We start from the raw sequence: 26,438 nt of genomic DNA, 5'->3' as shown, positions 1-26,438 counted from the left end.
CTTATAGTGGACCGGCAGGGGCGATGTGCTGCTGCCTGGCCACGCGCCGCTGGCACCATAGCGAGCACGTGCGGTCGAACCGTTGACTCGAAAGCCTGAAGGACAGCCTGATGCTCGATTGGAAGAAACGCACCGATACCCCTGAATCGCCTGCCGCAGCGCAATCCGGGCATCGTACCGAACGGGCTGGGCGAGGCTACTGGAAGAGCCTGCTGCTCAGCCGCGCCTTGATCGCTGTAGTGGCGATCTACCTGCTGGTCACGATAGTGCTGGGGGTTTACTGGAGCCGTGAGCCGGACCTGTTCCCGGTCCAGCAGGATGCCCAGGCCGCTATCCAGCGCGAAGGCCGGCAAATGGTCGTAGGTTTCACCACAGTCGAAACGCTCAAGGAAGTGGCCAGTACGCTTCTGAACAAGCCGGGTGGCTACCTCTCCAATGACCGCCTGCCCCCAGGCGTATGGCTGGACAACATGCCCAGCTGGGAATATGGCGTGCTGGTACAGGTACGTGACCTGAGCCGTGCCCTGCGCAAGGACTTCGCCCGTTCACAGTCGCAATCTACCGAAGACGGGGACCTGGCCCGTGCCGAGCCACGCTTCAACTTTGATAACAAGAGCTGGGTGCTGCCTTCGAGCGAATCCGAGTTCACCGAGGGGCTCAAGTCCCTTACCAACTATCAGCGCCGCCTTACGGACCAGAACCCTAACGCTTTCTTCTATGCTCGTGCTGATAACCTCAACAACTGGTTAGGCGATGTGTCCACTCGCCTGGGCTCGCTGTCCCAGCGGCTGTCGGCCAGCGTAGGCCGTGTCAAGCTGGATACCACTGTAAAGGTGGAAAACTTTGCACCCGGCAGTGCACCGCAGCTGGAAGAGCAGTTTGTAGAAACGCCTTGGCTGCAAATCGATAACGTGTTCTACGAGGCCCGTGGCGAGGCCTGGGCGCTGTCCCACCTCTTGCGCGCCATCGAAGTGGACTTTGCCGACGTACTGGCCAAGAAAAACGCTACGGTGAGCGTGCGGCAGATCATCCGCGAACTGGAAGCTTCGCAGGCGCCTCTCTGGAGCCCGGTCATTCTCAACGGCAGTGGCTTTGGCATCTTTGCCAACCATTCGCTGGTTATGGCCAACTACATCTCGCGTGCGAACGCCGCGGTACTGGACCTGCGTCAGTTGCTGTCTCAAGGGTGAAGCAGGGTATGCCATGCACGGCAGCTGAAGCGGCTCATCGCGCCGCTTCCGACCGTGAAATCATTGCCTGGGTAGATGAGCAGGACCGCCTGCAAGGCGGGCTGCCCCGGGCAGAACTGCGCACACGCGGGCTGATCGGGCGGGGCACATTCGTTGTGCTATTCGATGGCCAAGGCAGGCTGTGTGCCCAACAACGCACCCTGAGCAAAGCGGTGTACCCAGGCTATTGGGACGCGGCGGCTGGCGGCATGGTGCAGGTGGATGAGAGCTACGCGCTGTCTGCCGAGCGAGAGCTGGCCGAGGAGTTGGGTGTTACCGGCGTGCCGCTTCAGGATCATGGCCGGTTTCTATTCGACGCGCCCGGCAACCGGTTGTGGTGCGGGGTGTTTTCTGCCGTATGGGATGGCCCGCTAACCCTGCAAGCCGAAGAAATCAGCCAGGTGTGCTTTGTTCACCCCGATGAACTGAGGCGCCGCGCCTTGGATGAGCCCTGGTGCCCGGACTCGCTTGAGGCACTGCGGCGCTATTTTCCACAATTTGCGGCGTTATGAGCCACGCAGGCCAAACCGTCATGCCACGTGGCTACGCTGGCGCATGAATTTGTGCAAATTATATGCGCCAGCCCTTAGCAGGCGGGACGTTTGCCGGTAAACTGCGCGACCTTTTCGCCGTCGCCTGGGGATTGCAATGGCCAAGAAAGCTTCCTCCTTCGCCTCGCTAGGCGGCCTCGTCTACTCCACCGATAGCGGCCGACATTGCCCAGCATGCGGCCAGCCTGTAGGCGGGTGCACCTGTAGCAGCACCGTGCTGCCCGAGGGTGATGGCATTGCGCGGGTACGCCGCGAAAGCAAGGGGCGTGGGGGCAAGACCGTTACTACCGTAACAGGTGTGCCACTGCCCCTTGAGGAACTGAAGGTATTGGCCACCAACCTCAAGCGCCGTTGCGGCACAGGCGGGGCTCTGAAGGACGGCGTTATCGAAATACAGGGCGATCACGTAGACGTGCTACTGGCCGAACTGATTCGCTTGGGCTTCAAGGCAAAGAAGTCCGGCGGCTAAAGCGCTTCTTTCTAAACTCGGCATGCTGGATGGGGTCTACCCGCCACGTACTGCTATCACCTTCTTCTCACCCTTGCGGTAGGCCAGATGCTTGCCGGAACGGACCTATTACAGGGGACCTCGATGTCCGTAAGACGCACTCGCAAAGACGATGGCAGCCAATGGACCGTTGCGGACAGCCGCAGTGTTTACGGGATCAGGCATTGGGGCGCAGGCTATTTCGCAATCAACGAAGCAGGCCGTGTTGAGGTGCGCCCTAACGGGCCTGACAGCCCGGCTATCGACCTTTTCGAACAAGTGCAGCAGTTGCGCAAAAGCGGCCTTTCGCTGCCCCTGCTGGTGCGCTTTCCAGACATCCTGCAGCACCGCGTTCGCCAGTTGACAGGAGCGTTCGACGCCAACATCGAGCGCCTTGAGTACCAGAGCCGCTACACCGCGTTGTACCCGATCAAGGTAAACCAGCAGGAGGCGGTGGTTGAAAACATCATTGCCACCAAAGACGTGTCCATTGGCCTGGAGGCAGGTTCCAAGCCGGAGCTGATGGCCGTACTGGCCTTGGCCCCCAAGGGCGGCACTATCGTATGCAACGGCTACAAGGACCGCGAGTTCATTCGCTTGGCACTGATTGGTCAGAAGCTTGGCCACAACGTGTTCATCGTGATCGAAAAAGAGTCCGAAGTGCAGTTGGTCATCGATGAAGCGGCTGACCTGAAGGTAAAGCCGCAGATCGGCCTGCGCGTTCGGCTATCTTCGCTGGCGTCCAGCAAATGGGCAGACACCGGTGGTGAGAAATCCAAGTTCGGCCTGTCGGCGGCGCAGCTCATTTCGGTGGTAGAACGGTTCCGCGAGGCCGAGCTGGAGCAGGGCATCCGCCTGCTGCACTTCCACATGGGGTCCCAGATCGCCAACCTGGCGGACTACCAGCACGGTTTCAAGGAAGCGATCCGTTACTACGGCGAACTGCGCAACCTGGGCCTGCCGGTCGATCACATTGATGTGGGCGGTGGCCTGGGGGTGGACTACGACGGCACCCACTCGCGCAATGCCAGCTCCATCAACTACGACATGGACGATTACGCTGGCGTGGTGGTGGGCATGCTCAAGGAGTTCTGCAATGCGCAGAACCTGCCTCACCCGCACATTTTCTCGGAAAGCGGCCGGTCCCTGACGGCCCACCATGCCATGCTGGTGGTGCAGGTGACGGACGTGGAACGTCACAACGATGAGATGCCCGAGCTGCCGGACTACGACAGCCTGCCCGAAACCGTGCAGTGGCTGGCGGACCTGCTAGGCCCGACCGACCCGGAAATGGTTACGGAAATCTACTGGCGTGCCACTCACTACATCGGTGATATCGCGGCCCAGTATGCCGATGGCAAGGTTACCCTGGCTCAGAAGGCTTTGGCCGAACAGTGCTACTTCGCGGTCTGCCGCAAGCTGCACAACCTGCTCAAGGCTCGGCAACGCAGCCATCGGGCCATCCTGGACGAACTCAACGACAAGCTGGCAGACAAGTACATCTGTAACTTCTCGGTATTCCAGAGCCTGCCTGACACCTGGGCCATTGGCCAGGTGCTGCCGATTCTGCCCCTGCATCGCCTGGATGAAGAGCCGGTGCGCCGCGCCGTATTGCAAGACCTGACCTGCGACTCTGACGGCAAGATCAAGCAGTACGTGGATGAGCAGAGCATCGAGACCAGCCTGCCGGTGCACCCGGTGGCCAAAGGCGAAGACTACATGCTGGGTGTATTCCTGGTAGGCGCCTATCAGGAAATCCTCGGTGACATGCACAACCTGTTTGGCGACACCGATTCGGTGAACATCTACCAGACCGCCAGTGGCGGCGTGTACCACGCCGGTATCGAGACCCACGATACCATCGAGGACATGCTGCGTTACGTGCACTTGTCTCCCGAGGAACTGATGACGCACTACCGGGATAAAGTGGCCAGCGCGAAGATCAGCCCGCGCGAGCGCACTGCCTTCCTGGATGCCTTGCGCCTGGGCCTCACGCGTTCCTCCTACCTCGCCTCCTGACCTACCCAGCGCTGCTGGCGCGCAAGGACCAGGGCAATCCCTCCCAAGGTGATTGCCCTGAGCGCCATAAATACCAGAAAGCTTAACCACAACCCTTGGTTGCCCCACCCTTGGGTCAACCAGGCGACGGGTGCGGCCAGTGCAACACTGGCCAGCATGCCGTCGCGCATTTCCCGTGCGCGCGTGGCGCCTATGAACAAGCCATCCAGCAGGTAGCTCCATACCGCGATCAGTGGCAGCACCGCCAAGTACGGCAAAAACGCAGTAGCCGCTGCGCGGACGGCCGGAATATCGGTTTGCAAACCAATGAACAGGTCGCCGTACAGGCCAAACAATGCCGCAAACACAAGGCTGGCCACCAACGACCAACCCGCCGCGACTACCAGCGCACGCCGCAGTGCCAGCCGATCGCGTGCACCAATGGCATGGCCGCATAGCGCCTCTACGGCATGGGCCAGCCCATCCAGCGCCTGGGCAGTGAGCATCAGGCCGTTGAGCAGCAATGCGTTGGCGGCCACAGTGGCGTCGCCCAACCGGGCACCTTGGAGTGTAATCAGGAAAAACACAGCCTGAAGTGCCAGGCTGCGGATGAAAATGTCTCGATTAAGGCTTAGCAGGGGGCGCCAGTGTGACCACTGTCGCAACCTTGCCCAAGGGACTGTTCCGGCGTACGCGCGCAGTGCAGGCACCGCCAGTACCAACCCCAGCCCTAATGCTGCCCACTCGGAGATTACCGAAGCCCGGGCCGACCCGATGACGCCCCAGCCCAGCCCAAGCACGAACCAAAGGTTGAGCACAATATTCAAGCCGTTCGTGATCAACAGCATGGCCAGAGGCGCGCGGGCATTCTGGGTGCCGAGAAACCAGCCTACCAAGGCAAAGCTCCCCAGGGTCGCTGGCAAGCCCAGCAAGCGGGTATGGAAGAACACAAGCACATTGCTTTCAAGTTCGGCCGAGGGAGCCATCCAGCCGAGCGCCAAGCGGCTGAAGGGGATGGCTAGCAGCCCCAGCATCAACGAGAACGCCGCCGCTAGAATCAGCCCTTGTGCCAGCACCTGGCGCAGGCCACTACCATCGCCGCGCCCGGCGGCTTGGGCGGCAAACCCTGTGGTGCTCATTCGTAGAAAGCCAAACGCCCAGGCCAAGAGGCTGAACAGGCCCGCTCCCACGGCTACGGCACCGAGCTGGTGTGCATGGGGCAGGTGGCCAATCACAGTGGTGTCCACCAGCGCGACCAGGGGCACCGACACATTGGAGAGGATCATGGGTGCCGCCAGCGCCCATACCCGACGATGGGTAGGGCGGTGCAGCCAATCGTGGAGGAGGAACGTCATGGGCGGTAAGCGCTTGAATGTCTACAAAGCGCCACCTTAGCCAAAGGCTTAATGAATAATCCAGCTCAACAGCCACAAGCCCAGAATGCCCCAGATGATACCCATCACGATCGACGCTCGCATGAAAGCACGAACGGCTGAATACAGTAGCAACAGGCCGATGATCAATGCAGCGATACTGATCAGTGACGTATCCATACCCAGTGTGCGAGACAGCCCTTCCACAAAATTGCCCCCGGCATGGGTCAAGCCGCCAAAGAGCCATTCAAGGCCGTCGACGATAAAGCGGATGACCGCACCGATCGCTTGGCCAAGCCATTCGAAAAAACCGTCTACCTGCATAGTGTGCTTCCAGTGGCCGGCGTCCGCCGGGTTCGTGGCGTTGGTCAGCGTAGCGGCCCGGTGGTTCCGTGGCCCCTGCTATTCCTCGGTGGCAGCCTGCTTCCACGGTTGCTAGGGCCAACAGCTAGCGTACCCAGGTAAGCGCGGCCAGGAACCCCATCAGCAGAAAGGGTACCAAAGGAGGCGCCAGCGAAGCGTCCGGGGCCAGGTTGGCCAGGCGTGCTCGCAGCTTGCGGTCCAGCTGCGCCCACACGCGCTTGCCCAGCATCAGCCACAGCACGGCTACGATCAGCGCAGCCACGAGCGTGCCTAGCCAGTGAACGCGATCGGTGGCCAGAGCCAAAGTGCCCAACAGTTTTACTTCGGCCTCTGTAAGCCGGCCATACCAGTAGGCCGGCAATGTGAGCAGCAGGCTGGAGGCCAATGCGAACGCACCTTCGCTGGCACTGGCGCCCAGCCAGGTGTGGCCTGTGGAAAACAGATACCACAAGGCGAAACAGCCACCGCCTAGGGTCAGGCTGTTGGAAATATGCCGCTGGCGCAGGTCCTGTTCGGCACAAAAGGTGAACCAGATCAGTAATACGAGGCCTTGCATCGTCACACGTCCTTAAAGCGCCACTGTCTTGCTGGAAGCCTTTCCAGCACCCCGGTTTGCTTATCAAGAGTGCAGCTTCGAAGTCACGCGGCGTCAAGGTGGCTTTAGCAACGGCCCAGGGAGCTACCGTGGCGGATACTGGTCCAGCAAGCGTTTTACTGCTTCACGCAGGGCCTGCGACCGCTGCTCTGGGCTGGCATTGTCGTCAGTGAGCAGGCGTTCCTGGCTGGCCCGCCACACCAGTTTGCCGTCACGCCCATCGAGCAGATCCAGCTGCAGTGTCGCGACGCGGTAGTCCACGCTACGGGTTTCATTCCAGCCTGCCCCCATCCACGGGCCACCCCAGCCCGGCCCCCAAGGGCCCCCGTAATGGGTGGTGATCTGTTCCTGACGGTTATCCACGATCAACCAGGCCTGTACCTTCACATCTGGCTTTGTACCTTGTGCGGGTCGCAGGCCACGTTGGTCCAGCTGTTCAGCCACAGCCTGGCGCAGGCGCTGCTCGGTGAGGTCGCTGCGAATGCGGGGGTCGTCCGGGCGGTATTGCAGGGCAGGCTCCTGCCACGCCCAACTGCGGTAAGCAGCAAAATCTCGGCTGGCATCGTAATCGCGGTTGGCTTGGTTGGCCTGACAGCCCACCAAGGCCAACGCCAGGGTACAGATGGACAAAAGCGGGATACGCATGTGGACCTCCAGGGATCAACGAGGGGGGTATGTCGCCAAGGCGCGGGTTATGGCGGTGCGCAAAGCATCGACGCGCTGGCCTTGGCTGCCCTGGGCCTGAGTGTCGGCGCTGGCAGACCACACTTCCTGCCCCGTACGCCCATCGAACAGGTGCAGGCGCACCACGGTGACCTGAACCTCGTAGGTGCGTACTACCGGAGGTGGAGCGTAATAGCCATACGGCCCGTAGGGCCGATAGCCCGGCCCGTAACTCGCTCCATAGCCGTAATCGTCTTGCACCTGCTGAAGCCGCCGTTCCTGGCGCACCTCAACGGTTACGCGTACATCTGGCGCGCTGGTACGCGCCGGGCGCAGGCCACGCTGATCAAGCCCGGCGCTCACCGCCTCTGCGATTTCTTCGGAGGCCGCCCAGGGGCTACCTGCCGGTAGTTGGTTGTTGGTCCATGCCCAACTCTGGTAGCGGGCGTAATCCCGTGGCGCGGCCGGGTAGGCGCTGGTATCCAGGGGCAATGCCGCTGTGGCAGGCGCGGGTGGCATGGGCAGCGAGCTGGCCACGTAAGGGTTGGGTGCCTGGCAGGCCGCCAACCCTAGACAGCAGCACAACATGGCAAGACGGCGTTGCATGGTTCTCTCCTGGGCGATGGCCGCTCTCAGCGGGGCCGGCATACCCAATGAAGGTAGCGTCCCAACCCTGCATAGGCAGGGTGGCGGCGGTATTCCAGCTCCATGGCCACCAGCGCTTCAACGCTGGCTTTGGCTTGGAAGTCCACAGGCATGTAGTCGTGAAACACCCGCACCCCACTTCGGCTTTCGACCTGCCAGGCTGGGGCGAGTTGCGCGTCGATGTGGCGTGGGTCCAAGGGGGTTTGCGGCGTAAGGCTTTGTTTTTCACCGGCCAGAAGGTCTTGCCGGAGCTTGCGGAAGTGGCCTTTGAGCAGGTTACGGTACACCAGCGCATCGCGGTTGTAGAACGCCAGCGACAGCCAGCCTTGGGGGGCAACCCACTGGGTCAGGGCCGGGAAGATGGCCTCAGGCTCGGCCAGCCATTCCAGCACGGCGTGGCACACCACCAGGTCGTAAGGCGCCTGAGCCAGGTGGGCCAATTCCTGCCAGGGGGCTTGAATGAACGTGCCTTGAAGGCCTGCTTCGGCAAAGCGTTCACGTGCCGCTTCCAACATGGGAGCTGCCGGCTCCGCGAGCGTAACGTCGTGCCCTTGCGAGGCCAGCCAAGCGCCCATGTGCCCAAGGCCAGCGCCGATGTCCAGCACGCGCAGCGGCCGCGCGGGCAAGGCTTCAGCCAGGTCTGCCTGCAAGACGGCTAGGCGGATGGCACCCTTGGCGCCGCCGTAGATCTTATTGGCAAAACGGGTGGCAAGGGCGTCGAAATGGCGGTCTTTCATTGTGCAAACCGCTGTTCGCTGTGGGCCAGCTTGGCCCGCACCACCGTGTCCATGTCCAGCCCCAGCTCACTGCACAGTAGTAATAGATAGAGCACCACATCGCCTATTTCCTGCCCCACGTGGGCCAGTTGCTCGGGTGCCAGTTCACGGGACTGTGCTTCGGTGAGCCACTGGAAGATTTCCACCAGCTCGGCCATTTCCACACTGGCGGCCATGGCCAGGTTCTTGGGGCTGTGAAAGCCTTTCCATTGGTTGTTATCGCGAATGCGGTGCAGGCGCTCGGTCAGTTCTTGCAGGTTCATGAGGCTCTCCTAGAGGCGCATAGCTTCAGCGCCCCAAGGGTGATAATCAAGCCTGTAACAGCGCAACGCCTGATGAAAGTACCAGCAGCAACGCCAGGCTGCGGTTCATCCAGCGCAGGTGCGCCGGCGTGCTCAGCCAGCGCGCTGCCCCGCGGCCAAGCAGGGCCCAGGCGCCGAGGCAGGGTAAGGCGACCAGAAAGAAGGCCATGCACAATGGGGTGAGCGGTTGCCCATCGGCCGTGAACACTCCAATTACAGCGAGCGCCATCAACCAGGACTTGGGGTTTACCCATTGCAGCAATAGCGCGCCGACCAACCCTAGCTCGCGTGGGGGCTCGCTGGCCGCAGCATCAAGGGGGGCCACCGGCGATGTAAAGAGCTTCCAGGCCAGCCAGAGCATCCAGCACAAACCCAGGGCGGTCATGGCCGTGCGCGCATAGGGCAGCGCCAGCAGGGCAGTGCCTGCGCCCGTGCCAGCGATCCATACCAGCAACGCGGCACCCGCACCGGCGCCCAGGATGATAGGAACACAAGCGCGCCAGCCTCGGCGCGCACTGGTACTCAGCACGATCAGATTAGTAGGGCCAGGGGTGATGGATGCAACGAACGCGAACAGGATGAATGCCAGCATGGGGCTTCCCTCGATAGGACAGTGAGGGCAGTGTGTGCAGGCAAGCGGGCAGCGTCTTGAAGGCTTGTGCGGCTATCGGCCGGTATGGCGTTGATAGCTGCCAGGGCTAATGCCATAGGCTCTGCGAAACCAGCGGCCAAGATGGCTTTGGTCGGCAAACCCCAGCCGGCTGGCCACCATCGCTGGCGAAAAGCCGGCCGCCAACAGCTGGCGGGCGCGGCTAAGGCGAAGCTGGATGAGCCAGGCATGAGGCGCTAAACCATAGGCCGCCTTGAATGCGCGGGTCAGGCGAAAGCGGTCTGTGCCGCAGGCCAAGGCCAGGGCCTCCAGGCTGATGTCCTGCTCATGGTAGGCCACGAGGTAGTCCCGGGCGCGGTGGGCGATGGCAGGCGCCCGTGGATCGGTAAGGCGCTGGTGCCAGTGCAGGTGCTTGGCCAGGCGCTCCAGCAGTGTATCGAGTGCGATGTCGCGTACCAGGCGAATGTCGTGTTGGTGCAGGGCATTGAAGGCTAGCAGTATGGCCTGTGCCAAGGCGGGGTCTTCGCTGAGTACCGTTCCGATTCCCGGTAGGCCGGTACCTGGTCGGTCGCCATACAGCCCATCAAAGGCCTGGTCCAGCCATGTGGGGTGCAGGTACAGCATGCGGTAGGTGAAACCGTCCGGGCTGGGCGCATCGCCATCGTGGATGTCGCCGGGCTCCAGCATAAAGACCGTGCCCGGCGTGCTGTCGTGACGGGCCTTACGGCTATTGAAACGCTGCACGCCCTGTTCAGTGAAGCCGATCAGGTAAGTATCGTGCCAATGAGGGTCGTACGCATGCGCATGCCCCTGAAAGTGGGCATGCAGCGTTTCGATACCGGTGTCCCGGTCCTGGGCGAGATTGATCCAGTTACTCATGTCAGCAGGTACAATGGCGGCCGGTGCTCAGTTATCCACACAGGGTAGCGGCTGGCTAGAAGGTTTGTGCATCGTTGGGCAGTCGCTACGCAGCAGGCTATATACGAAAAGTCCTGGCACTTGGTGATGCTGCGTTGAAAACAGCTTCGGAATGCTCATTTACAACCAGTAAACTCCGCTTCCTCAGCTGTTTTCGCCTTGCCTGACCTTCGTGTCAGAACATTTCGTACACAGCCTAACAAACGGATGAACGACATGGCTCGGCAATTCAATGTGAAAGATTTTGGCGCGCAGGGCAACGGCAGTGCCAGCGACACGGCGGCTATCCAGGCGGCTATCGATGCGGCCGCCCGCACGGGTGGTGGTGAGGTGTACCTGCCGGCAGGGACCTACAAGGTCAGTGGCGGAGCGCACCCGGCCGATGGCGCCTTGATGATCAAGAGCAATGTGTTCATCAAGGGCGACGGTATGGGCGAGACCGTGATCAAGCTGGCCAGCGGTTCCCACCAGGCGGTCACCGGCATCATTCGCTCAGCCAGTGGCGAGGCGACTCATGACTTCGGTGTGAGCAGCCTGACCATCGACGGCAACCGTGCCCATACCACCGGCAAGGTCGATGGCTGGTACAACGGTTTTCTACCCGGCGAACCCGGGCAGAACACGCGGGTGACGCTTAGCGAAGTGGAAGTTCAGAACTGCTCCGGCTATGGCTTCGACCCCCACGAACGCACGGCTAACATGCTGATCGAGAACAGCGTGGCCCACGGAAACGGCCTGGACGGCTTTGTGGCCGACTACCTGATTGACAGCGTATTTCGTAACAACCTGGCGTACGGCAATGATCGCCACGGTTTCAACGTTGTGACCTCTACCCGCGACTTGGCGCTGTTGAACAACGTAGCTCATCACAATGGGGGCGCTGGGGTGATGGTACAGCGTGGCCACGAGAACATTCCCTCGCCAAACCACATCACCGTCAGCGGGGGCGAAAGCTATGCCAATGGTGCTGAAGGTGTCATGGTCCGGCTCGCGTCCGGGGTGGATATTTCGGGCATGGACATTCACCACAACGGTGGTTCAGGCGTTCGCCTTCATGGCGGCACCAATGTGGCCGTGCGCGACAACCTGATTCATGAGAACGCCCAGCATGGGCCAGCGCCGGAAGTGCAGCTTCAGCCCTACGATGATCACCATGGCAGCTCCGGCCGGATGCACCTGGCGGACCACAATATCATCGCAGGCAATGTGATAGCTGGTGGCGGCAACAGTACCTATGGCGTGGGCGAGCGGCATGGCGCTCAGGGCCATAACTCGGTCTACGACAACACCTTCACCCACCTGGGGCTGGGCACCACGTTGTTGCAGGGCAGCGGTGATCACGTGGGCCATAATTCGCTGCTTGCCATGCTCAGTGGCAGCGCAGGCCATGATCGCCTTCAAGGCACAGGCGATGCGAACGTGTTGGATGGCAAGGCGGGTGCAGACACCCTGCTAGGGGGGGCTGGCAATGACCTGCTATGGGGCGGGCTTGGCCGCGACCACCTGGCTGGGGGCAGCCAGGACGATACCTTGATAGGTGGCCAGGGGGCAGATGTGCTGGCAGGTGGCGCGGGCAATGACGTGTTCCGCTTCACAACACTGCAAGACAGCTACAGAACGGCCACGGTAAGCCATGCCGACCGCCTTCAGGATTTCAATGCCGGCCAGGATCGCATCGACCTCTCAAGCCTGGGGTTCACTGGGCTGGGTGATGGGCATGGTACTACCCTTAAGGTCACCACCAATGCCGAACACACCCGCACCTACGTGAAACAACTGGATCAGGACCTGCTAGGCCACCGGTTCGAGCTGACCCTGGACGGAAACCTGGGTGGCCAGCTCACTGACAAAGCGTTCGTGTTCGCAGACCCTCAACCGGCCCTGGAGCTGCTTGGCACCCTCGCAGGCCACGCGGATGCGACGCTTGCCTGAAGGCTCAGGGTGCTGCCAGTGCCGCGTCCAACCGTGCCGCGCGCTGGTTGTAGGTTTCGGCCATGACCGAGCATACGATCAGCTGCAGCGGGTGATAAATCATGATGGGCAGCAGGATAAGCCCGAGCGCGGGGTGCTGGCCGAAAATCAACGCCGCCATGGGCGCGCCGGCGGCCAGGGATTTTTTGCTGGCGCAGAACACACCAGCCACCTGGTCCGCATGATTGAAGCCCGCCCAGCGTGTGACGCGTGTGGTCATCAACAGCACGGTGGCCAGCAGCAGGGCACTGCCCGCAAACGCCGCCAGGATCACGCTGCCGCTTTGTTGCTGCCACATGCCCGACAACATGGAGTTGCAAAAGGCCGAATACACCAGCAGCAAGATTACGCATTTATCCAGGATATTGGTGTAGCGCTTGTTGCGCGCAATAAAGCCGCGTATCCAGCGGCGAGCAATCTGGCCCAGCACCAGGGGCGCCAGCAGCATCAGGCTTAGGTCGAGCAGGGTAGGCCCCAGGTCGATCCCGCCTTGGCCCGTGCCTACTACCAGGCTGACCAGCCAGGGCGTGATAAAAATACCCAACACGCTGGACAGGCTGGCATTGAGAATGGCGCCTGGTACATTGCCCTTGGCGCTTCCGGTAAGGGCCACCGAGGAGGAAATGGTGGAAGGCAGGGCGCACAGGTAGAGAAAGCCCAGCATCAGCATCGGCGGCAGGCTTTGAGCGCCAAGGTGGCTGGCAGCTAGCCACAACAGTGGGAATACCACGAAGGTAAAGCCCTGCACCATCACGTGCAGTTTCCAGTTGCGCAGCCCCCGGCCAATCTGCTCACCGGACAGGTTGGCACCGTGTAGAAAGAACACCAGGAACACCCCGATGTTGATCACTTTGTCCAAATGGAGGGCACCCCCACGGCCGCCATAGCTGGGGAGTAGCCAGGCCAGCAACGTGGCCAGCACCATGCCGCACAGGAACCAGTCGGTAACGAGTTTTTTCAAGTGTTTGAGCACAGACATAAAAGACCATTGGTAAGTGACGGGGCTACCTGAGCAAGGTAACGTGAATACCTTTAGCCGTCTTGCGACAAAAAGCCAGCCGATGACGCCAAATGGACACCTTCAGCCTGCCCGTGCCATTCCCGCCCTTGAGCAATTGCCCAGGCCGCTATTTGCCAGGGCCGAGCGATTAGGCGCCGGGGCCTGGACACCTCGCCATTGCCACCCGTGGGTGCAGTTTTCCTATGCCATCAGCGGCGTGCTGGCCGTGCATACCGAGCATGGCAGCTATTTTGCGCCGCCGCAGTGGGGGGTTTGGATACCGGCAGGGGTAGAGCATTGGGTCAATAATGCCGACCAGGCAGAAATGCGCAGCTTGTATGTGGATGAGTCGGTGGCAGGCCCACCCGCAGCCCGTTGCCGGGTGGTAGAGGTCACGCCTTTGACACGGGAGCTGATCAAGTCCTTTTCGAGCCTGGCTGCTGACTATCCCCTAGGTAACACGCCGGAAGCCCGGCTCAGCGCCGTGCTGGTCGATCAATTGCAAGGGTTGAGCGAGGTGGCCTTTTCGGTGCCCTTGCCCCGCCATGCCAGTTTGCTGAAGTTGTGCGAGGCGTTTATTGCCCAGCCCGATGCCGCTGACGCCATGGCTACATGGGCACTTGCGCTGAGGGTGTCTGAGAAAACCCTGGCCCGTTTGTTCCAGCGCGAAACAGGCCTTACGTTCCGTAGCTGGCGCCAGCGTGTGCGGCTGTTGGCGTCGCTGGGTGCACTTGAGGCCGGTAGCAGTGTCACACAAGCAGCACTGGCCTGCGGCTATGAGTCCACTTCTGCCTTTATCGCAGCCTTCAAAGCCTTGTTCGGCGCCACGCCAGGCGAGGTGTTCCGAGGGAATTCGCTGACGGCGGGTTGGTCTTCGGTTCAATAGTTGCCAAACTGGCGAGGCGTTTGCATTCGTAACGCCGCTGGGAGAGCATCCTGCGCCTGGATGCATATTTTGCCTCACACCCTTTGCTGTTCGGTTAAAAAGGACCCATGAGCAACCGATGAAGACGCCAAAACGCCTTGAACCCTTGATCGAAGACGGCCTTGTCGATGAGGTATTGCGCCCACTGATGAGCGGCAAGGAAGCAGCGGTGTACGTTGTGCGCTGCGGTACGGCCCTGCGCTGTGCCAAGGTCTACAAGGAAGCAAACAAGCGTAGCTTCCGCCAGGCAGCCGAGTACCAGGAGGGCCGGAAAACCCGTAACAGCCGCCAGGCCCGCGCCATGGCAAAAGGCAGCCGCTATGGGCGCAAGGAAACTGAAGAAGCGTGGCAGAACGCTGAAGTGGCTGCGTTGTTTCGCTTGGCAGGTGCCGGCGTGCGGGTACCCAAGCCCTACGACTTCCTGGATGGCGTGCTACTGATGGAAATGGTGGCCGACGAATACGGTGAAGCCGCGCCGCGGCTCAATGACGTGGAGCTGGATGCCGATCAGGCGCGTGAGTACCATGCCTTCCTCATCAAACAGATTGTGCTGATGCTGTGCACCGGGCTGGTTCACGGTGACCTGTCCGAGTTCAACGTGCTGCTCGGCCCTCAAGGCCCAGTGATCATCGACCTGCCTCAGGCGGTGGACGCGGCGGCCAACAACCATGCGTTCAACATGCTTGAACGGGACGTGAACAACATGGCCCAGTATTTTGGCCGCTTCGCGCCGGAACTGAAGGCCACTCGCTACGCCAAGGAAATGTGGGCCCTGTACAAGGCGGGGACGCTGCTGCCTGAAACGCCCTTGACCGGCACGTTTGCAGAAGAGGAAGTGAGCGCAGACGTGAATGCTGTGATGCGCGAAATCGAGACGGCCAAGCGTGATGAAGCACGTCGCCAGGCTGCCCGCGCTGAGGTGGATGCACCCGCCAGCGATGTGAAAGAAGAACCCACGCCGCCTTGGATGCGATAGGTGCTCATTCAACCCTGTGGCGTGGTCAACTGGTCGATGATCGCGCATTCGGGTGAACCATTGCCTTGGCATTGGCTGACCAGCGCTTGAAGGTTTTCACGTAGGCCAAGCAATGCCTGAATGCGTGCTTCAAGGGCGAGAATATGGCGCTTGGCAACGGCCTGCACATCAGCGCTGGCGCGGGCAGGGTCATGCTTGAGTGCAAGCAGTTGGCCTACCTCTTCAAGGCTGAAACCCAGGTCCCGGGCGTGCTTGATGAACGCCAGGCTTTCCAGTGCCTCGGGCCCATACAGGCGGTACCCACTGTGTGTTCTTACCGCCGCAGGCAGCAAACCGATGCTTTCGTAATGGCGAATCATCTTGGCGCTCAGCCCGCTGCGAGCAGCGGCTTGGCCAATGTTCAACGGTTGCATGTCAGGCCTCCTTACAGGTCGAGGGTGACCAAGTGGTTAGCAACAGGGCATTGGCCATTACGCTTACACTGGACAGCGCCATGGCTGCACCGGCAAACATGGGGTTGAGCAGGCCAAACGCCGCAAGGGGAATGCCTACCAGGTTGTAGGCAAATGCCCAGAACAGGTTCTGGTGGATCTTGCGCTGTATTCTGGCGGCGATATCCAGAGTGGCGGGCACCAGCGAGAGGTCTGGCCGAACCAGCACGACCGCTCCAGCCTGGGCCGCCACATCGGTTTCGCCACCGATTGCAATGCCGATGGCCGCAGCGGCCAGTGCAGGCGCATCGTTGATACCATCGCCTACCATCACCACAGGCCCTTCGGCGCTTAATTTAGCGATGTGCTGGGCTTTATCAGCAGGTAACAGCTCGGCCTGGACCTGGGAAATCCCAACGGCCTGGGCTATATGCGCCGCGCTGCCGGCATTGTCCCCAGTGAGCATATGGCAATTGATACCCTGAGCACTCAACATGCGAATCACGCCGCTGGCATTGGCACGGGGTTTATCTACAAAGCCAAGTACGCCAAGCACGCGCAGGTGAGGCGCTTGCTCGAGTAGCCAGGAAACGCTCATGCCGCTGGTTTTCCACTGCGCGGCCATGTGCTGAAGGTCGGGTGCGCTGAGGCCGGCGTCCTCAATAACGCGTTGGCTTCCCAGTACGTAGCGACAGTTGTCGACCACACCCGAAATGCCGCGCCCTGGCAGGACGGTGATTGAGGCGGCCTGCAGCCGTTCGACACGCTGCTCGGTACAGGCGCGTTGCACCGCTTGTGACAGGGGATGTGAACTGCCTTGAGCCAAAGCACCGGCCAGGGCTAGCAGAGGCTGCACCGTAGGGGCCACTGCGTGGGTAGTGGCCAGTTCAACCCTGCCTTGGGTGAGGGTCCCGGTTTTATCGAACACCACGTGACGAACCTTGCTAGCGGCTTCGATGATACCGATGTCTTTGATCAGCACGCCCTGCCGGGCGGCTGCTCCTGTCCCGGCCAGGATGGCAGCAGGTGTGGCTAGCCCTAAGGCACAGGGGCAAGCGATCACCAGCACGCTGACAGCAGTGACTAGAGCGTGCTCTAGCGAGCTCCCTGCCAAGTACCAGCCCAGGCCTGTGATCAGAGCCAGCAAGAGAATCACCGGTACAAACACTTGGCTGACACGGTCCACAACCCGTTGCACTGGGGCTTTGGCCCCCTGTGCCGTGTCTACCAGGCGAATGATGCCTTCGAGGAGCGTTTCAGCACCCAGGGCTGTCACTTCAACGACCAACAGCCCTTCACCATTCAGAGCGCCGCCGTTGATGCTGTCGCCCACACATTTGGCGACCGGGAACGCTTCGCCCGTGAGCAGGGATTCGTCCACATGGCTAGCGCCCTCTACTACGCGGCCGTCTGTGGCAATACGTGCGCCAGGCAATACCTGTACCCGATCACCCAGGCGCACGCTGGCCAGTGGCACCTCTACTGGCACACCGTGTTCGAGCCGCATAACGGTGGAGGGCCGTAACGCTTCCAAGGCACGGATAGCCCCTGCGGCAGTGTGCTTGGCTCGCGCTTCCAGGCTTTTGCCCAGCAGTACCAAGGTAATCACCATGGCGGACGTTTCGAAGTACAGGTGGGGAAGCTCGCCTGGGGCAGAACGGACCCACAGAAACAGGCTCAAACCGTAAGCGGCCGTGGTGCCCAAGGCTACCAGCAAGTCCATGTTGGCCGAGTGAGCGCGTACCGCACCCCAGGCAGCCCGGTAGAAGCGCGCTCCTGCAAGCACCTGTACGGGCGTTGCCAAGGCCCATTGTGCCCAGGCGGGCAAGGCCATATGTATGCCAAGCGGCATCAAGGCCATGGGCAGCAACAGGGGCATGGATAACACAAAGGCAAAGGCCAACCACGCCTTTTGCCGCCTGCGTTCGTGCTGTCGAATGCGTTCGTCTGTAGCTGAATCCCGGGCCAGACGGGCCTGATACCCCGCACGTTGGACAGCACCGACCAGCGTGGCCGCTGCCAGGGTGGGCTGGGCGCTGACTGTTGCGCGCTCGTTGGCCAGGTTAACGTGTGCAGTGAGCACGCCAGGCACATTGGCAAGCGCACGCTCTACGCGGCCAACGCAACTGGCACAGCTCATGCCGTCTATAACGAATTCAAAGGTTGAGGGTTGGCCCATCGATCATGCCTCCTTCGAGAAGCATGAAGCCTCAACCTTGACCCGCTGGCAAGGTCAAGGGGCGTATTCGAGCGGCGCTGCCTTGAGGTACAGACCATTCGGGCCAGCGGCGATACGGTATTTGCGTATGTCGCCAGCCTGTAGCGTAAGTGTGGTGGACCGCTGTTCGCCCACAATACCTGGGCTGCACCCCGGTGCCTGCCCCGGCAATACCTGCAGGCGCACCACCAGCGGCCCGGGCGGCAGGTTATAGGACAGGGTTTGCTCAGGGAACAGCCGGCCTACCAGCTGGTCCTGCATATACAAGCCTATTTCACAGGAAGTGCCGACTTCGAGGCGTTCGCGTGAAACAATCAAGACGCCGTAGCCTTGGGGGTTATCTGCCATCGCAGGTGCCAGCGGCACGCCTCCAAGCAGGGCAAGCAAAACGGTGAGCATCCGGCGCATGGCAGCGGCTCCTGGGCAAGAACGACAGTTCAAGCTTGGCCGAGCCAACGGCGGATTACCAGCCCGGCAGGAAGGGCAAAAACTTGACCTTGCCCATGCAGGAAGGTTAAGCCTGCGATTTTCAATGACAGGAGGCACCAATGCATCACTTCAACGTACAAGGTATGACGTGCCAACACTGCATAAACGCCGTCAATGACGCCGTTCACGAGTGGGATGCCAATGCCCAGGTGCAGGTAGACCTGGCAGCAGGGCAGGTCAGCATCGCCAGCGACTTGCCTGTGGAGTGGCTGCTGAGGGCTATTCAGAACAGCGGGTATGCGGCACAGCCGGCGGGCGAGACAGGCTAGCCTCTCCAGTTTTTAGGAATATCGCGCCAGGGGCGCGTTACACTAGCGCGCTACCCTGGCAGCCGACCCTCCCATGAACCTTCGAATCATTCTGATCCTTGGTGCGCTCAGCGCATTCGGCCCTTTGGCCATTGACTTCTATCTCCCCGGCTTTCCAGCCATGGCAACGGCGTTTGGAACGGATGAAACCCGTATCCAGAGCACCTTGGCCGCCTATTTCCTGGGCTTATCATTTGGTCAGCTGCTTTATGGCCCCGTGGCAGACAGGTTCGGGCGGCGTATTCCCTTGTTGTTTGGTGTGGTGGTGTTCACGCTGGCTTCGTTAGGGTGTGCCTTTGCGCCCACACTGGAAGCCTTGATTGGGCTACGGTTCGCTCAGGCGCTGGGCGGGTGTGCGGGCATGGTGCTTTCACGGGCGATCGTCACGGACAAGTGCGACACTGTTGGCGCGGCAAAAGTATTCTCCCAGTTGATGCTTGTAATGGGGCTAGCGCCCATTTTGGCCCCTGTACTGGGTGGCTTTCTGGTCAATACGGCAGGTTGGCAGTCGATTTTCCTGGTATTGACGGTGTTCAGTGGCTGCTGCGCAGTGGCGGTGTACCTGGGGCTGCCCGAGAGCATTCCAGTGGATCGGCCTCGTTTACCCCTAAGCGGCGCCTTGGGCCAATATGCCCGCCTGCTCGCCGATCGCCCGTTCGTAGGTTATGCGTTGACGGGCGGCATCGCCATGGCCGGAATGTTTGCCTATATCGCAGGGTCACCGTTTGTGGTGATCAAGCTCTATGGCGTACCTGCAGAGCATTTTGGCTGGGTTTTCGGTACGAACGCGGCCGGTTTTATCTTGGTCGCCCAAGTGAATGCCCGCTTGCTAGGCCGCCTTGGCCCGCAGGCGCTCTTGCGCCGTGGCGTGTGGGTGTACCTGGCCGCTGGCCTCACGTTGTTAGCCATTACTGCCACACGGCCTGATCATTTATGGCCGCTGCTCATCCCGCTGTTCGTATGCATTGCCAGCCTCGGCACCATTATTCCAAATGCGTCAGCCTGCGCCATGTCGGGGCAAGGCCCGCGTGCAGGTAGTGCTTCAGCCATGCTCGGCTTCCTTCAGTTCGTTATTGCGGCCATCTCTTCCAGCCTGGTAGGCGCGCTGGCCAACGGCACTGCTTTGCCCATGGCGCTTGTGATTGCAGGCTGCGGAGCGCTGGCCCTGGCGGCCAGCGCGGTAACGGCCAAGTATGTGGCTAAGCGTGCCGCACTTTCCAGCTAATCCTGACAAGATTGTTTACTGCCGTTATCGCGACTGGCGGTGTAGGCTTTTTTACTGCAGTGCGTCAGCCGTTTCCAAAGCCGAAACACTCACGCCTGTTCTGCCCCCTGCTAATGCTTGGCGGTTCCACTGGCGCGGCACGTGAGCGCCAATCTACGCCAACGCTGTGTGGCACAAGCGCTGCGGATGTGACCTGCTGGCGCTTCCCATGGCCAATTTTCCCCCGGAAGCCCGTGCTTATAATGCGCTGGATCCGCTGGTGCTTGTACGGCTGCCAGCCTTCATACAGGGAGTGAATGAACATGGACTACATACCTCGCATCAGCCGAATCGCCACCTTGCTGGCAGACCCGAAGCGAAGCGCGATGCTATGGGCCCTGATAGACGGCGCTACCCGGGGGGCTGACGAATTGGCTAATCTCGCAGGGCTTACGCCGTCTTCAGCCAGCGCGCACCTGTCTCAGTTGTCTGCTGCAGGTTTGCTCAAGCGAGAGGCACGGGGGCGAAAACGGTTTTTCCGGCTAGCCGCACCTGAAGTGGGTATGGCAGTGGAGGCGTTGGCCTCGGTACCTGCAGTGCGAAGTGAGCCTGAGCCCCCGTCTGGGCCTCTGCTTGCAAGAAACGCCGGTGCAGTGCGCAAAGCGTGTATCTGCAAAGACCACTTAGGCGGGGAGCTGGCCAATGAACTGTATGAGCAGTTCACTGAACTGGGTTGGGTGGATACCCACCCGGGCGGCGCCAGCCTCAGCTCCCAGGGCGTGCTTGCCCTGGCGGCTCAAGGGATTTACGTACAGGCGTTCGCCCAACGCGGGTGCCTGTCCGTTGTCACGTGCTGTGATTGGTGTACTGGGCGGCCCCATTTGAGTGGCGTGCTGGGCGCCAGCCTGCTGCAGTTGTTTCTGCAAAAAGGCTGGGTACGACGGCTGGATAACAGCCATGCCTTACGTGTTACTCGCCCAGGGCACCTGGCATTGGCCCAGTGGTGCCAGCCCAGTGCCAGCGCTCGGCAAGCACCGGCTGCCCCGGAATAGGTTATTTGACCAGGCGTGCATCCAGGCTGTTTTGGGCCAGGCGGCGAGCCTGATCCTGGGTCATGCCCAAGTGCGTGTACAGGGCATGGAAGTTTTCCGTGACATAGCCACCGAAGTAGGCGGGGTCGTCCGAGTTGACCGTGACTTTTACGCCACGCTCAAGCATGTCAAGGATCGTGTGCTGGGCCATGTCGCCAAATACGCATAACTTGGTATTGGACAGCGGGCACACAGTGAGCGGGATCTGCTCATCGATGATGCGCTGCATCAGGCGTTCATCTTCAATGGCACGCACGCCATGGTCGATGCGCTGAATGTGCAGCAGGTCCAGTGCTTCCCAGATGTACTCGGGCGGGCCTTCTTCTCCGGCGTGGGCCACAGTCAGGAAGCCTTCGGCCCGAGCACGGTCAAAAACACGCTTGAACTTGCTGGGCGGGTGACCTTTTTCGGAGCTGTCCAGCCCTACGGCTACGAACGTGTCACGGAAGGGCAGGGCTTGGTCCAGCGTGCGTTCGGCTTCTTCTTCGCTCAGGTGGCGAAGGAAGCTGAGGATCAACCCGCTGCTCACACCCAGTTTGGCCTGGCCGTCCTTGAGTGCTGCATTGATGCCATTGAGCACCACGTCAAATGGAATGCCGCGGTCAGTGTGGGTTTGCGGGTCGAAAAAGGGCTCGGTATGTATCACGTTCTGCGCCTTGCAACGCTCCAAGTACGCCCATGTAAGGTCGTAGAAATCCTGTTCGGTGCGCAGTACATCGGCACCCCGGTAATACAGGTCCAGGAACTCTTGAAGGTTGTTGAACGCGTAGGCTGAGCGTAAGGCGTCCACATCCGCCCAAGGCAACGCGATGCGGTTGCGTTCGGCCAGTGAGAACAGCAGCTCAGGCTCTAGCGAGCCCTCCAGGTGCATGTGCAGTTCAGCCTTTGGCAGGGCGTTGAGCCAATCGTACATAGGGGTATCTCTGAAAGTCATTGCCCGGCATTTTACGCACGTATGGCGCTGTACGCACGGGCGTGAATGTCGCGGCGAAACCATCGCGACCTGTAGGGGGTCAGTACTACAACTTTTACTTACCGTTGTTCAAAGGACTGCCATGTTCAAGCAGATCGCTGAAGAGAAATTTTTGTTGCTTGCGCTAGTGGCAGCAATTATCGCGTACCCCCTGGAACCTGCCATGGTGCACAACGGCCAGGTTACTGCCCTGGTCAGCGCTGGGCTGCTGGTGGCGGCAATCATTTGTGCTTCTTTACGTGTAGCACACCACGCTGAAATGCTGGCGGAAAAAGTGGGGGACCCCTACGGGACCATGATCCTTACCCTGGCAGCAGTGCTGGTAGAGGTCGTGATTCTGGCCATCATGATGAGTAACAACCCTTCTCCCACGTTGGTGCGCGATACCATCTATTCCGCCGTGATTTTCTAGACATACAGGCTTTTGGTGTCAAAGCCCATAAGGCTTTGACTGCCCTTGCCCTTGCCCTTGCCCTTGCCCTTGCTTAGCTGTTGCTTTTGATTCCAAAGCCCACAAGGCTTTGGTGCTCCTGCTCCTGCTCCTGCTCCTGCTCCTGCTCCTGCTCCTGCTGGGAAAGCTTAAGTATTTCTCTTGACTGGGAGTGCTTCTGGCTCGATCTTGCTGATTCACCCAATCTAAGCCATACCCCGGACGCCCGAAGGATTTGAAGTGATCAATGGCGGTCGACTCCGTAGATCACCTTCTGGGGCTAGCTTCAATCCTCGGTATCAGTTGGCCGGGCCAGCAAAGCTTTGGCGAACTTTTTCATCCGCGCCTTGAAGCCTGTTTTGTTCGAAAGGTCTGCATGAACGTTGGGTAACCTGTCTTTAAGCTTTGTTACATAGGAGGCGTAGGTATCCTTGTGATCCTGGGAAGTCGACCAATCCGCGAGCTGCTCCCACCGACGATCCAAGAAGTCTGAGACTCGGGATGTAGACTCTGGGTTGCGATGGATGAACAAAAGTATTTGAAGTAAGCGGTCTTCTTCAACTGCGTTTCGAGGGGTGATACTTGGAAGGAGAAAGTTGAGTTCAGACAAAATGAAAATGCAGGACTCAACAGGAGCTGCAGCATCATAAACGCAGGCCCGGAGCTCAGTTCCGATGACAAAAAGAGTATCCTTGTCGAAAAGCTCTAGCACGTTCTTGATGTTATCCAATACCGGAGCGGGCGGGGCTATAAAAGGTGATTTTTTTGTCAAGGTAGATATGTAAGTGGAAAATGCAGGGTGAGCATTTTTTTCACCTTTGAAATCCAGCTTGCCTTCCACCATGCGATCCAGTGCATTTGCTACCCTAGGGTTCGGGCTGTTAAAAATATCGAGCCAGCCGCTTGCATCAACATCGGAGCCAAAGTCTCTATCCAGGATTCGAGCTCTGAGCGGTAGCAGTTTGTCATCTGATCCGGTAAAGATTACGTCTAAGAAGTCTGGGTCTATCTTGTCTAGCGTCGGTAGATGTTCAGCGATTTGAGTGAATGAGAGAATCCATATTAGAAATTCGCTTTCCGCTAGGTCTGCTTCCTCTAAAGTTTCGCGCAGCTCCGTGTATTGTTGGAATAGGTGATGTACAAATATCGTGGCTACATGCCGCTCTTTAATTACATGGGCAAGGAGCGGAGTTACGATCGCTTTTGACTCAGGTTGGAGGGCCAGAGAGAAAAGATTACCACTAGTAAGCAAAGGCCCAACTAGAGAATTTAGAAACTCGGACTCTTGACTAAACACAGATTCGATTTCTGGTATTTCAGCAAGCTCTGTACCCATTTCTTGCCGCATATATGCGACTGCCATCGCGATTTTTATGCGGTTCGATTTTGTAGTGGGTAGATGGCTTTTGATAAGCGCGGGCACGGTACTTGCGTATTTTTCAAAAAATGCCAGACCTAGCCAAGATCTCTCTTCTGTAGGATTTGTGTTTATTGCAGTTGTGATTGCGGTCGCTAGCTCATCGCCCAGATGATACTCACGCTTCGCGTTGGACATCCTAATACTTCCGAAGTATTGGTATAGGCAGTGCACCCACTCCTCTTGCGGTAGCGGGGTCATGTCGAATGCAACCGTATCATTCGAGACAAGCTGTCTCACAGCATCTATGCGTCCTTTCTGGCTAAGCGTGATGCGGTTCACGTCGACTACGAAGAGATCAGGATCCGGAACTAAGGTATGAAAGAGAATCTCTGAGCTATCCATCGCGATCTCTGGGAATGGCTCATCCAATGCGTGGAGATAGCTGTCATACATGTTCACCGTTTTTAGATAGGTGTCCGTGGCGTCTGGCTCATATGCTTGCCTATTCATCTGCAAAAATGCTTCTCGCGCAGCTTTAAGCTCTCCTTCGAATATGGTTTTACTAAGCCCTAAGCTAATCAGCTCTTTTATCGCTTCAAAAAAACCGGTTTCTGGAACGTGACTCGTCAGTAATTGATTTTCTGTAAATTTCTTATTGATATGAGGGATTAATATAGCAATGTCGCAATTCTCCGAGGTTGCGGCCTCGTGAAGTGTTAGGAAAAGATTGTTAGGTGATACTTCTCCTTCGAGCTCTCTCAGGAACGAATCAGTGAATCCAAAATACCCTGCTAGTGAAGCTAGTTTTTTTCCGTCTTGGGATTCAATGGCAGTAGCCAAGGGTTGATCTATCAACTCTGCTATGGCGATATCTGGAGATGTTTGGAAGTGTATCTGAAGGACTTGAATGGGCCAGCCCTGATTCATGTCCTCGCCCAACAATGTTTGAAGAGTACGTTTTGTCCTTGCTAAGTCTGCGCTGTTCTTTTCACTCTGTATTTTCTGGTCGGGGTTCTTACTAGGAGCGGTATCTTCGGCTGAAGGGGCAGTGGGGTCTTTTAGCAGAGATTCAATAGAGTTATTATTGTATTTGCAAATTGCGATGTAAGCTGCGATGCAGACCACGCTAGGTTTTCCGGCAGTAACTAACATTGTCGTCGCGATGTCATTGATAAATCTTTTTTGTAGTCGAGGGGTAACCAAGCCTGCTGCCATGGGGCTGTGGCGTTGCAAGATAACGCTACAGGTATCTGCGTCGCTCTGGCTTCCAAGGCCGAAAGTTTCTGCCCAAAGTGCCCTGAATGCGTCTTTCCACCCAGAGGTGATGATTGGTGGGGTACGAAATACCACGGGAAACTTCTTCGCGATAAAGTCCTTTGAGTCGTAGCTTTGCTCAGAGTCTCCGTTAAGATACTGTGAAACCTTTGTTGAGCAGAAAGGAACAATTACGCTTAAATTCTCGGTTCCCGTTACTGATGTGAAAATTTCAAGATCACTCCAGACCGAACGTAGGACGTCCCGAGGTAACCGGTCGAGGTTGTCGATGACAATTATGAAGTGATGATCTTTGACAGCGTGAAGGTGGTTCCTCAGTGCCCTTTTCAAGTCTAAAGGGCTGACTTCTTTGCTGATCTCGATCGTTTCAGTGATCTGATCATCCGAGCTGCCCTTCAAAAGGCTGCTGATATTCCACCGTTTCTTACCGACTTGCTCCTTTCCATTGAAAAAGTAAGCAAGCGTCAGGATGATTAGCGGTGCAAGACTTGTACCTAGATAAAATAGATGTTGCCACCAAGGTAATTCCAAGCTCCCCCGAAGCTGAGGCAGGTAGTCCCGAATAAAGGTAGGGCTCAGCACGCCACTTGCGATAAGCAATACAGCCCATACACTTATGTGACTTCTCGTGTCCTTCGTATAGCTGAAGTGTCGCCCTAGGGCAATGTCTCGGGTTTTGAGGGCCTCGGGGATCGCAGCTTTGTCTCCAGTCTTTGTGAGAAGAGAGGTAATCTGATCGGTAAATAGCTCGATAAAATTGCTCTTTATAGAGCCCTGGTAATTTTGCTCGCAATCAAATATCCACAGCACGGACTTCGAACCTTTGTCCTTGATCTTTCGTTCGAGCATCTGAAGTATGGAACTTTTTCCCGAGCCAAACTCACCATCAAGACCAATTACACGGTGGTTTTTTCCGCTACTAATGTAGTCATGGATGGCTTGTGCGACTCTATCGTGGCTCTCGCCCTTGAAGGCATCACGTTCAGACGGGTTTTCGCTTTGAAAATTTAAGATGTTCATCAGTCCTTTGCACCTTCCCAGGCCTTACGACGTGGCCGATAGGTGAGAGAATACTGGTTTTGATGGCCAAGTGCCTGATTGCTTTCTGAGAAATTGAGTCCAGCGTTTCAGTGGCTGATTTTTCGAAGGAATGCCTGAGACCGACGGTGTCCATCGAGTGACAAGTCCCCGAACGGTGCCTCTCTTTGGTGGTCTAGAGTGCAGCTGTGCTGCACGCTGACCAGGCCATCGTTGGAGAGGGGGATTCGCCGCGATGG

25 protein-coding genes and 1 pseudogene are annotated in these 26,438 nt (G+C 58.9%); 11 read left to right on the top strand and 15 right to left on the bottom strand.

Annotation, left to right across the window (positions count from 1 at the left end):
* The first annotated feature begins 110 nt into the window (after nt 1-110).
* From HBH25_RS06670 to speA, 4 genes are all read left to right on the top strand, one after another.
* Nucleotides 111-1,190, top strand: a complete 1,080-nt coding sequence (locus tag HBH25_RS06670; protein ID WP_168082771.1) for a DUF2333 family protein — start codon at nt 111-113, stop codon at nt 1,188-1,190.
* 8 nt (nt 1,191-1,198) lie between these two features.
* Entirely contained in the window at nt 1,199-1,741 is a 543-nt protein-coding gene (locus HBH25_RS06665; protein ID WP_168082769.1) for an NUDIX hydrolase, read from the top strand.
* A gap of 136 nt (nt 1,742-1,877) precedes the next feature.
* Nucleotides 1,878-2,249, top strand: a complete 372-nt coding sequence (locus HBH25_RS06660; RefSeq protein ID WP_168082767.1) for a translation initiation factor Sui1 — start codon at nt 1,878-1,880, stop codon at nt 2,247-2,249.
* A gap of 123 nt (nt 2,250-2,372) precedes the next feature.
* A complete protein-coding gene (speA, locus tag HBH25_RS06655; protein ID WP_168082765.1) occupies nt 2,373-4,286 on the top strand; it encodes an arginine decarboxylase in 1,914 nt (637 codons plus the stop codon).
* On the opposite strand, the gene HBH25_RS06650 is transcribed toward speA, so the two are convergent.
* From HBH25_RS06650 to HBH25_RS06610, 9 genes are all read right to left on the bottom strand, one after another.
* On the bottom strand, nt 4,271-5,620 hold the full coding sequence (locus tag HBH25_RS06650; protein ID WP_168082763.1) for an MATE family efflux transporter: 1,350 nt from the start codon (nt 5,618-5,620) through the stop codon (nt 4,271-4,273). The genes speA and HBH25_RS06650 overlap by 16 nt on opposite strands.
* 48 nt (nt 5,621-5,668) lie before the next feature.
* Complete coding sequence (locus tag HBH25_RS06645; protein ID WP_168082761.1) at nt 5,669-5,962, bottom strand: hypothetical protein; 294 nt, start codon at nt 5,960-5,962, stop codon at nt 5,669-5,671.
* Between the two features lie 124 nt (nt 5,963-6,086).
* Nucleotides 6,087-6,557 carry a prepilin peptidase gene (locus tag HBH25_RS06640; RefSeq protein ID WP_168082759.1) on the bottom strand — a complete coding sequence of 157 codons (471 nt, stop codon included), beginning with the start codon at nt 6,555-6,557 and terminating at the stop codon, nt 6,087-6,089.
* Nucleotides 6,558-6,680: 123 nt separating this feature from the next.
* Nucleotides 6,681-7,241 carry a DUF4136 domain-containing protein gene (locus HBH25_RS06635; RefSeq protein ID WP_168082757.1) on the bottom strand — a complete coding sequence of 187 codons (561 nt, stop codon included), beginning with the start codon at nt 7,239-7,241 and terminating at the stop codon, nt 6,681-6,683.
* A 15-nt stretch (nt 7,242-7,256) separates the two neighbouring features.
* Complete coding sequence (locus tag HBH25_RS06630) at nt 7,257-7,865, bottom strand: DUF4136 domain-containing protein (RefSeq protein WP_168082755.1); 609 nt, start codon at nt 7,863-7,865, stop codon at nt 7,257-7,259.
* A gap of 26 nt (nt 7,866-7,891) precedes the next feature.
* Nucleotides 7,892-8,641 carry a methyltransferase domain-containing protein gene (locus HBH25_RS06625; protein WP_168082753.1) on the bottom strand — a complete coding sequence of 250 codons (750 nt, stop codon included), beginning with the start codon at nt 8,639-8,641 and terminating at the stop codon, nt 7,892-7,894.
* Nucleotides 8,638-8,943: a MazG-like family protein gene (locus HBH25_RS06620; RefSeq protein ID WP_168082751.1), complete on the bottom strand. Its 306-nt coding sequence runs from the start codon at nt 8,941-8,943 to the stop codon at nt 8,638-8,640. The genes HBH25_RS06625 and HBH25_RS06620 overlap by 4 nt, the downstream gene beginning before the upstream one ends.
* Nucleotides 8,944-8,989: 46 nt before the next feature.
* Complete coding sequence (locus HBH25_RS06615) at nt 8,990-9,574, bottom strand: LysE family translocator (protein ID WP_168082749.1); 585 nt, start codon at nt 9,572-9,574, stop codon at nt 8,990-8,992.
* Between the two features lie 72 nt (nt 9,575-9,646).
* A complete protein-coding gene (locus HBH25_RS06610) occupies nt 9,647-10,471 on the bottom strand; it encodes an AraC family transcriptional regulator (protein WP_168082747.1) in 825 nt (274 codons plus the stop codon).
* Between the two features lie 255 nt (nt 10,472-10,726).
* On the opposite strand from HBH25_RS06610, the gene HBH25_RS23505 reads away from it, so the two are divergent.
* The gene (locus HBH25_RS23505) at nt 10,727-12,442 is read left to right on the top strand and encodes a glycosyl hydrolase family 28-related protein (protein ID WP_168082745.1); all 1,716 of its coding nucleotides are present in this window, start codon (nt 10,727-10,729) and stop codon (nt 12,440-12,442) included.
* Between the two features lie 4 nt (nt 12,443-12,446).
* On the opposite strand, the gene HBH25_RS06600 is transcribed toward HBH25_RS23505, so the two are convergent.
* Nucleotides 12,447-13,460, bottom strand: a complete 1,014-nt coding sequence (locus tag HBH25_RS06600; RefSeq protein ID WP_168082743.1) for a bile acid:sodium symporter family protein — start codon at nt 13,458-13,460, stop codon at nt 12,447-12,449.
* Between the two features lie 82 nt (nt 13,461-13,542).
* Between HBH25_RS06600 and HBH25_RS06595 the strand changes: the two genes are divergently transcribed.
* Nucleotides 13,543-14,367: an AraC family transcriptional regulator gene (locus tag HBH25_RS06595; RefSeq protein ID WP_168082741.1), complete on the top strand. Its 825-nt coding sequence runs from the start codon at nt 13,543-13,545 to the stop codon at nt 14,365-14,367.
* Nucleotides 14,368-14,485: 118 nt separating this feature from the next.
* On the top strand, nt 14,486-15,382 hold the full coding sequence (locus tag HBH25_RS06590; protein ID WP_168082739.1) for a PA4780 family RIO1-like protein kinase: 897 nt from the start codon (nt 14,486-14,488) through the stop codon (nt 15,380-15,382).
* Between the two features lie 8 nt (nt 15,383-15,390).
* Here HBH25_RS06590 and cueR read toward each other — a convergent pair whose 3' ends face one another.
* Genes cueR through HBH25_RS06575 form a run of 3 tightly spaced genes read right to left on the bottom strand, consistent with a single transcriptional unit; the run spans nt 15,391 to nt 18,439 of the window.
* Nucleotides 15,391-15,786, bottom strand: a complete 396-nt coding sequence (cueR, locus tag HBH25_RS06585; protein ID WP_168083501.1) for a Cu(I)-responsive transcriptional regulator — start codon at nt 15,784-15,786, stop codon at nt 15,391-15,393.
* A gap of 10 nt (nt 15,787-15,796) precedes the next feature.
* Nucleotides 15,797-17,992: a heavy metal translocating P-type ATPase gene (locus tag HBH25_RS06580; RefSeq protein WP_168082737.1), complete on the bottom strand. Its 2,196-nt coding sequence runs from the start codon at nt 17,990-17,992 to the stop codon at nt 15,797-15,799.
* A gap of 54 nt (nt 17,993-18,046) precedes the next feature.
* Complete coding sequence (locus tag HBH25_RS06575; protein ID WP_168082735.1) at nt 18,047-18,439, bottom strand: hypothetical protein; 393 nt, start codon at nt 18,437-18,439, stop codon at nt 18,047-18,049.
* 140 nt (nt 18,440-18,579) lie between these two features.
* On the opposite strand from HBH25_RS06575, the gene HBH25_RS06570 reads away from it, so the two are divergent.
* From HBH25_RS06570 to HBH25_RS06560, 3 genes are all read left to right on the top strand, one after another.
* Nucleotides 18,580-18,789: a heavy-metal-associated domain-containing protein gene (locus HBH25_RS06570; RefSeq protein ID WP_168082733.1), complete on the top strand. Its 210-nt coding sequence runs from the start codon at nt 18,580-18,582 to the stop codon at nt 18,787-18,789.
* Nucleotides 18,790-18,862: 73 nt separating this feature from the next.
* Nucleotides 18,863-20,053: a multidrug effflux MFS transporter gene (locus tag HBH25_RS06565; protein ID WP_168082731.1), complete on the top strand. Its 1,191-nt coding sequence runs from the start codon at nt 18,863-18,865 to the stop codon at nt 20,051-20,053.
* Nucleotides 20,054-20,355: 302 nt separating this feature from the next.
* Nucleotides 20,356-21,084 (top strand): ArsR/SmtB family transcription factor, encoded by a 729-nt coding sequence (locus HBH25_RS06560; protein WP_168082729.1) that lies wholly within the window; start codon nt 20,356-20,358, stop codon nt 21,082-21,084.
* Nucleotide 21,085: 1 nt separating this feature from the next.
* Here the strand turns inward: HBH25_RS06560 and HBH25_RS06555 are convergent, their stop codons facing one another.
* Nucleotides 21,086-22,036, bottom strand: a complete 951-nt coding sequence (locus HBH25_RS06555) for an adenosine deaminase (RefSeq protein ID WP_168083500.1) — start codon at nt 22,034-22,036, stop codon at nt 21,086-21,088.
* Between the two features lie 142 nt (nt 22,037-22,178).
* Between HBH25_RS06555 and HBH25_RS06550 the strand changes: the two are divergent.
* A pseudogene (locus HBH25_RS06550) lies at nt 22,179-22,502 on the top strand (calcium:proton antiporter); the annotation flags it as partial.
* A 310-nt stretch (nt 22,503-22,812) separates the two neighbouring features.
* On the opposite strand, the gene HBH25_RS06545 reads toward HBH25_RS06550, so the two are convergent.
* The gene (locus tag HBH25_RS06545) at nt 22,813-26,181 is read right to left on the bottom strand and encodes a P-loop NTPase fold protein (protein ID WP_080480011.1); all 3,369 of its coding nucleotides are present in this window, start codon (nt 26,179-26,181) and stop codon (nt 22,813-22,815) included.
* Nucleotides 26,182-26,438: the final 257 nt, after the last annotated feature.

Source organism: Pseudomonas quercus (assembly GCF_012033695.1).
In the GTDB taxonomy this organism is placed as follows: Bacteria; Pseudomonadota; Gammaproteobacteria; order Pseudomonadales; family Pseudomonadaceae; genus Aquipseudomonas; species Aquipseudomonas quercus.
Note: the sequence above shows the minus strand (reverse complement) of the source record. Positions and strands in the feature narration are given on the sequence as shown.

Coding starts and splice junctions, on each gene's coding strand:
- HBH25_RS06670 (WP_168082771.1), top strand. CDS start 111: ATGCTCGATTGGAAGAAACGCACCGATACCCCTGAATCGCCTGCCGCA.
- HBH25_RS06665 (WP_168082769.1), top strand. CDS start 1,199: ATGCCATGCACGGCAGCTGAAGCGGCTCATCGCGCCGCTTCCGACCGT.
- HBH25_RS06660 (WP_168082767.1), top strand. CDS start 1,878: ATGGCCAAGAAAGCTTCCTCCTTCGCCTCGCTAGGCGGCCTCGTCTAC.
- speA (WP_168082765.1), top strand. CDS start 2,373: ATGTCCGTAAGACGCACTCGCAAAGACGATGGCAGCCAATGGACCGTT.
- HBH25_RS06650 (WP_168082763.1), bottom strand. CDS start 5,620: ATGACGTTCCTCCTCCACGATTGGCTGCACCGCCCTACCCATCGTCGG.
- HBH25_RS06645 (WP_168082761.1), bottom strand. CDS start 5,962: ATGCAGGTAGACGGTTTTTTCGAATGGCTTGGCCAAGCGATCGGTGCG.
- HBH25_RS06640 (WP_168082759.1), bottom strand. CDS start 6,557: ATGCAAGGCCTCGTATTACTGATCTGGTTCACCTTTTGTGCCGAACAG.
- HBH25_RS06635 (WP_168082757.1), bottom strand. CDS start 7,241: ATGCGTATCCCGCTTTTGTCCATCTGTACCCTGGCGTTGGCCTTGGTG.
- HBH25_RS06630 (WP_168082755.1), bottom strand. CDS start 7,865: ATGCAACGCCGTCTTGCCATGTTGTGCTGCTGTCTAGGGTTGGCGGCC.
- HBH25_RS06625 (WP_168082753.1), bottom strand. CDS start 8,641: ATGAAAGACCGCCATTTCGACGCCCTTGCCACCCGTTTTGCCAATAAG.
- HBH25_RS06620 (WP_168082751.1), bottom strand. CDS start 8,943: ATGAACCTGCAAGAACTGACCGAGCGCCTGCACCGCATTCGCGATAAC.
- HBH25_RS06615 (WP_168082749.1), bottom strand. CDS start 9,574: ATGCTGGCATTCATCCTGTTCGCGTTCGTTGCATCCATCACCCCTGGC.
- HBH25_RS06610 (WP_168082747.1), bottom strand. CDS start 10,471: ATGAGTAACTGGATCAATCTCGCCCAGGACCGGGACACCGGTATCGAA.
- HBH25_RS23505 (WP_168082745.1), top strand. CDS start 10,727: ATGGCTCGGCAATTCAATGTGAAAGATTTTGGCGCGCAGGGCAACGGC.
- HBH25_RS06600 (WP_168082743.1), bottom strand. CDS start 13,460: ATGTCTGTGCTCAAACACTTGAAAAAACTCGTTACCGACTGGTTCCTG.
- HBH25_RS06595 (WP_168082741.1), top strand. CDS start 13,543: ATGACGCCAAATGGACACCTTCAGCCTGCCCGTGCCATTCCCGCCCTT.
- HBH25_RS06590 (WP_168082739.1), top strand. CDS start 14,486: ATGAAGACGCCAAAACGCCTTGAACCCTTGATCGAAGACGGCCTTGTC.
- HBH25_RS06580 (WP_168082737.1), bottom strand. CDS start 17,992: ATGGGCCAACCCTCAACCTTTGAATTCGTTATAGACGGCATGAGCTGT.
- HBH25_RS06575 (WP_168082735.1), bottom strand. CDS start 18,439: ATGCGCCGGATGCTCACCGTTTTGCTTGCCCTGCTTGGAGGCGTGCCG.
- HBH25_RS06570 (WP_168082733.1), top strand. CDS start 18,580: ATGCATCACTTCAACGTACAAGGTATGACGTGCCAACACTGCATAAAC.
- HBH25_RS06565 (WP_168082731.1), top strand. CDS start 18,863: ATGAACCTTCGAATCATTCTGATCCTTGGTGCGCTCAGCGCATTCGGC.
- HBH25_RS06560 (WP_168082729.1), top strand. CDS start 20,356: ATGGACTACATACCTCGCATCAGCCGAATCGCCACCTTGCTGGCAGAC.
- HBH25_RS06555 (WP_168083500.1), bottom strand. CDS start 22,036: ATGTACGATTGGCTCAACGCCCTGCCAAAGGCTGAACTGCACATGCAC.
- HBH25_RS06545 (WP_080480011.1), bottom strand. CDS start 26,181: ATGAACATCTTAAATTTTCAAAGCGAAAACCCGTCTGAACGTGATGCC.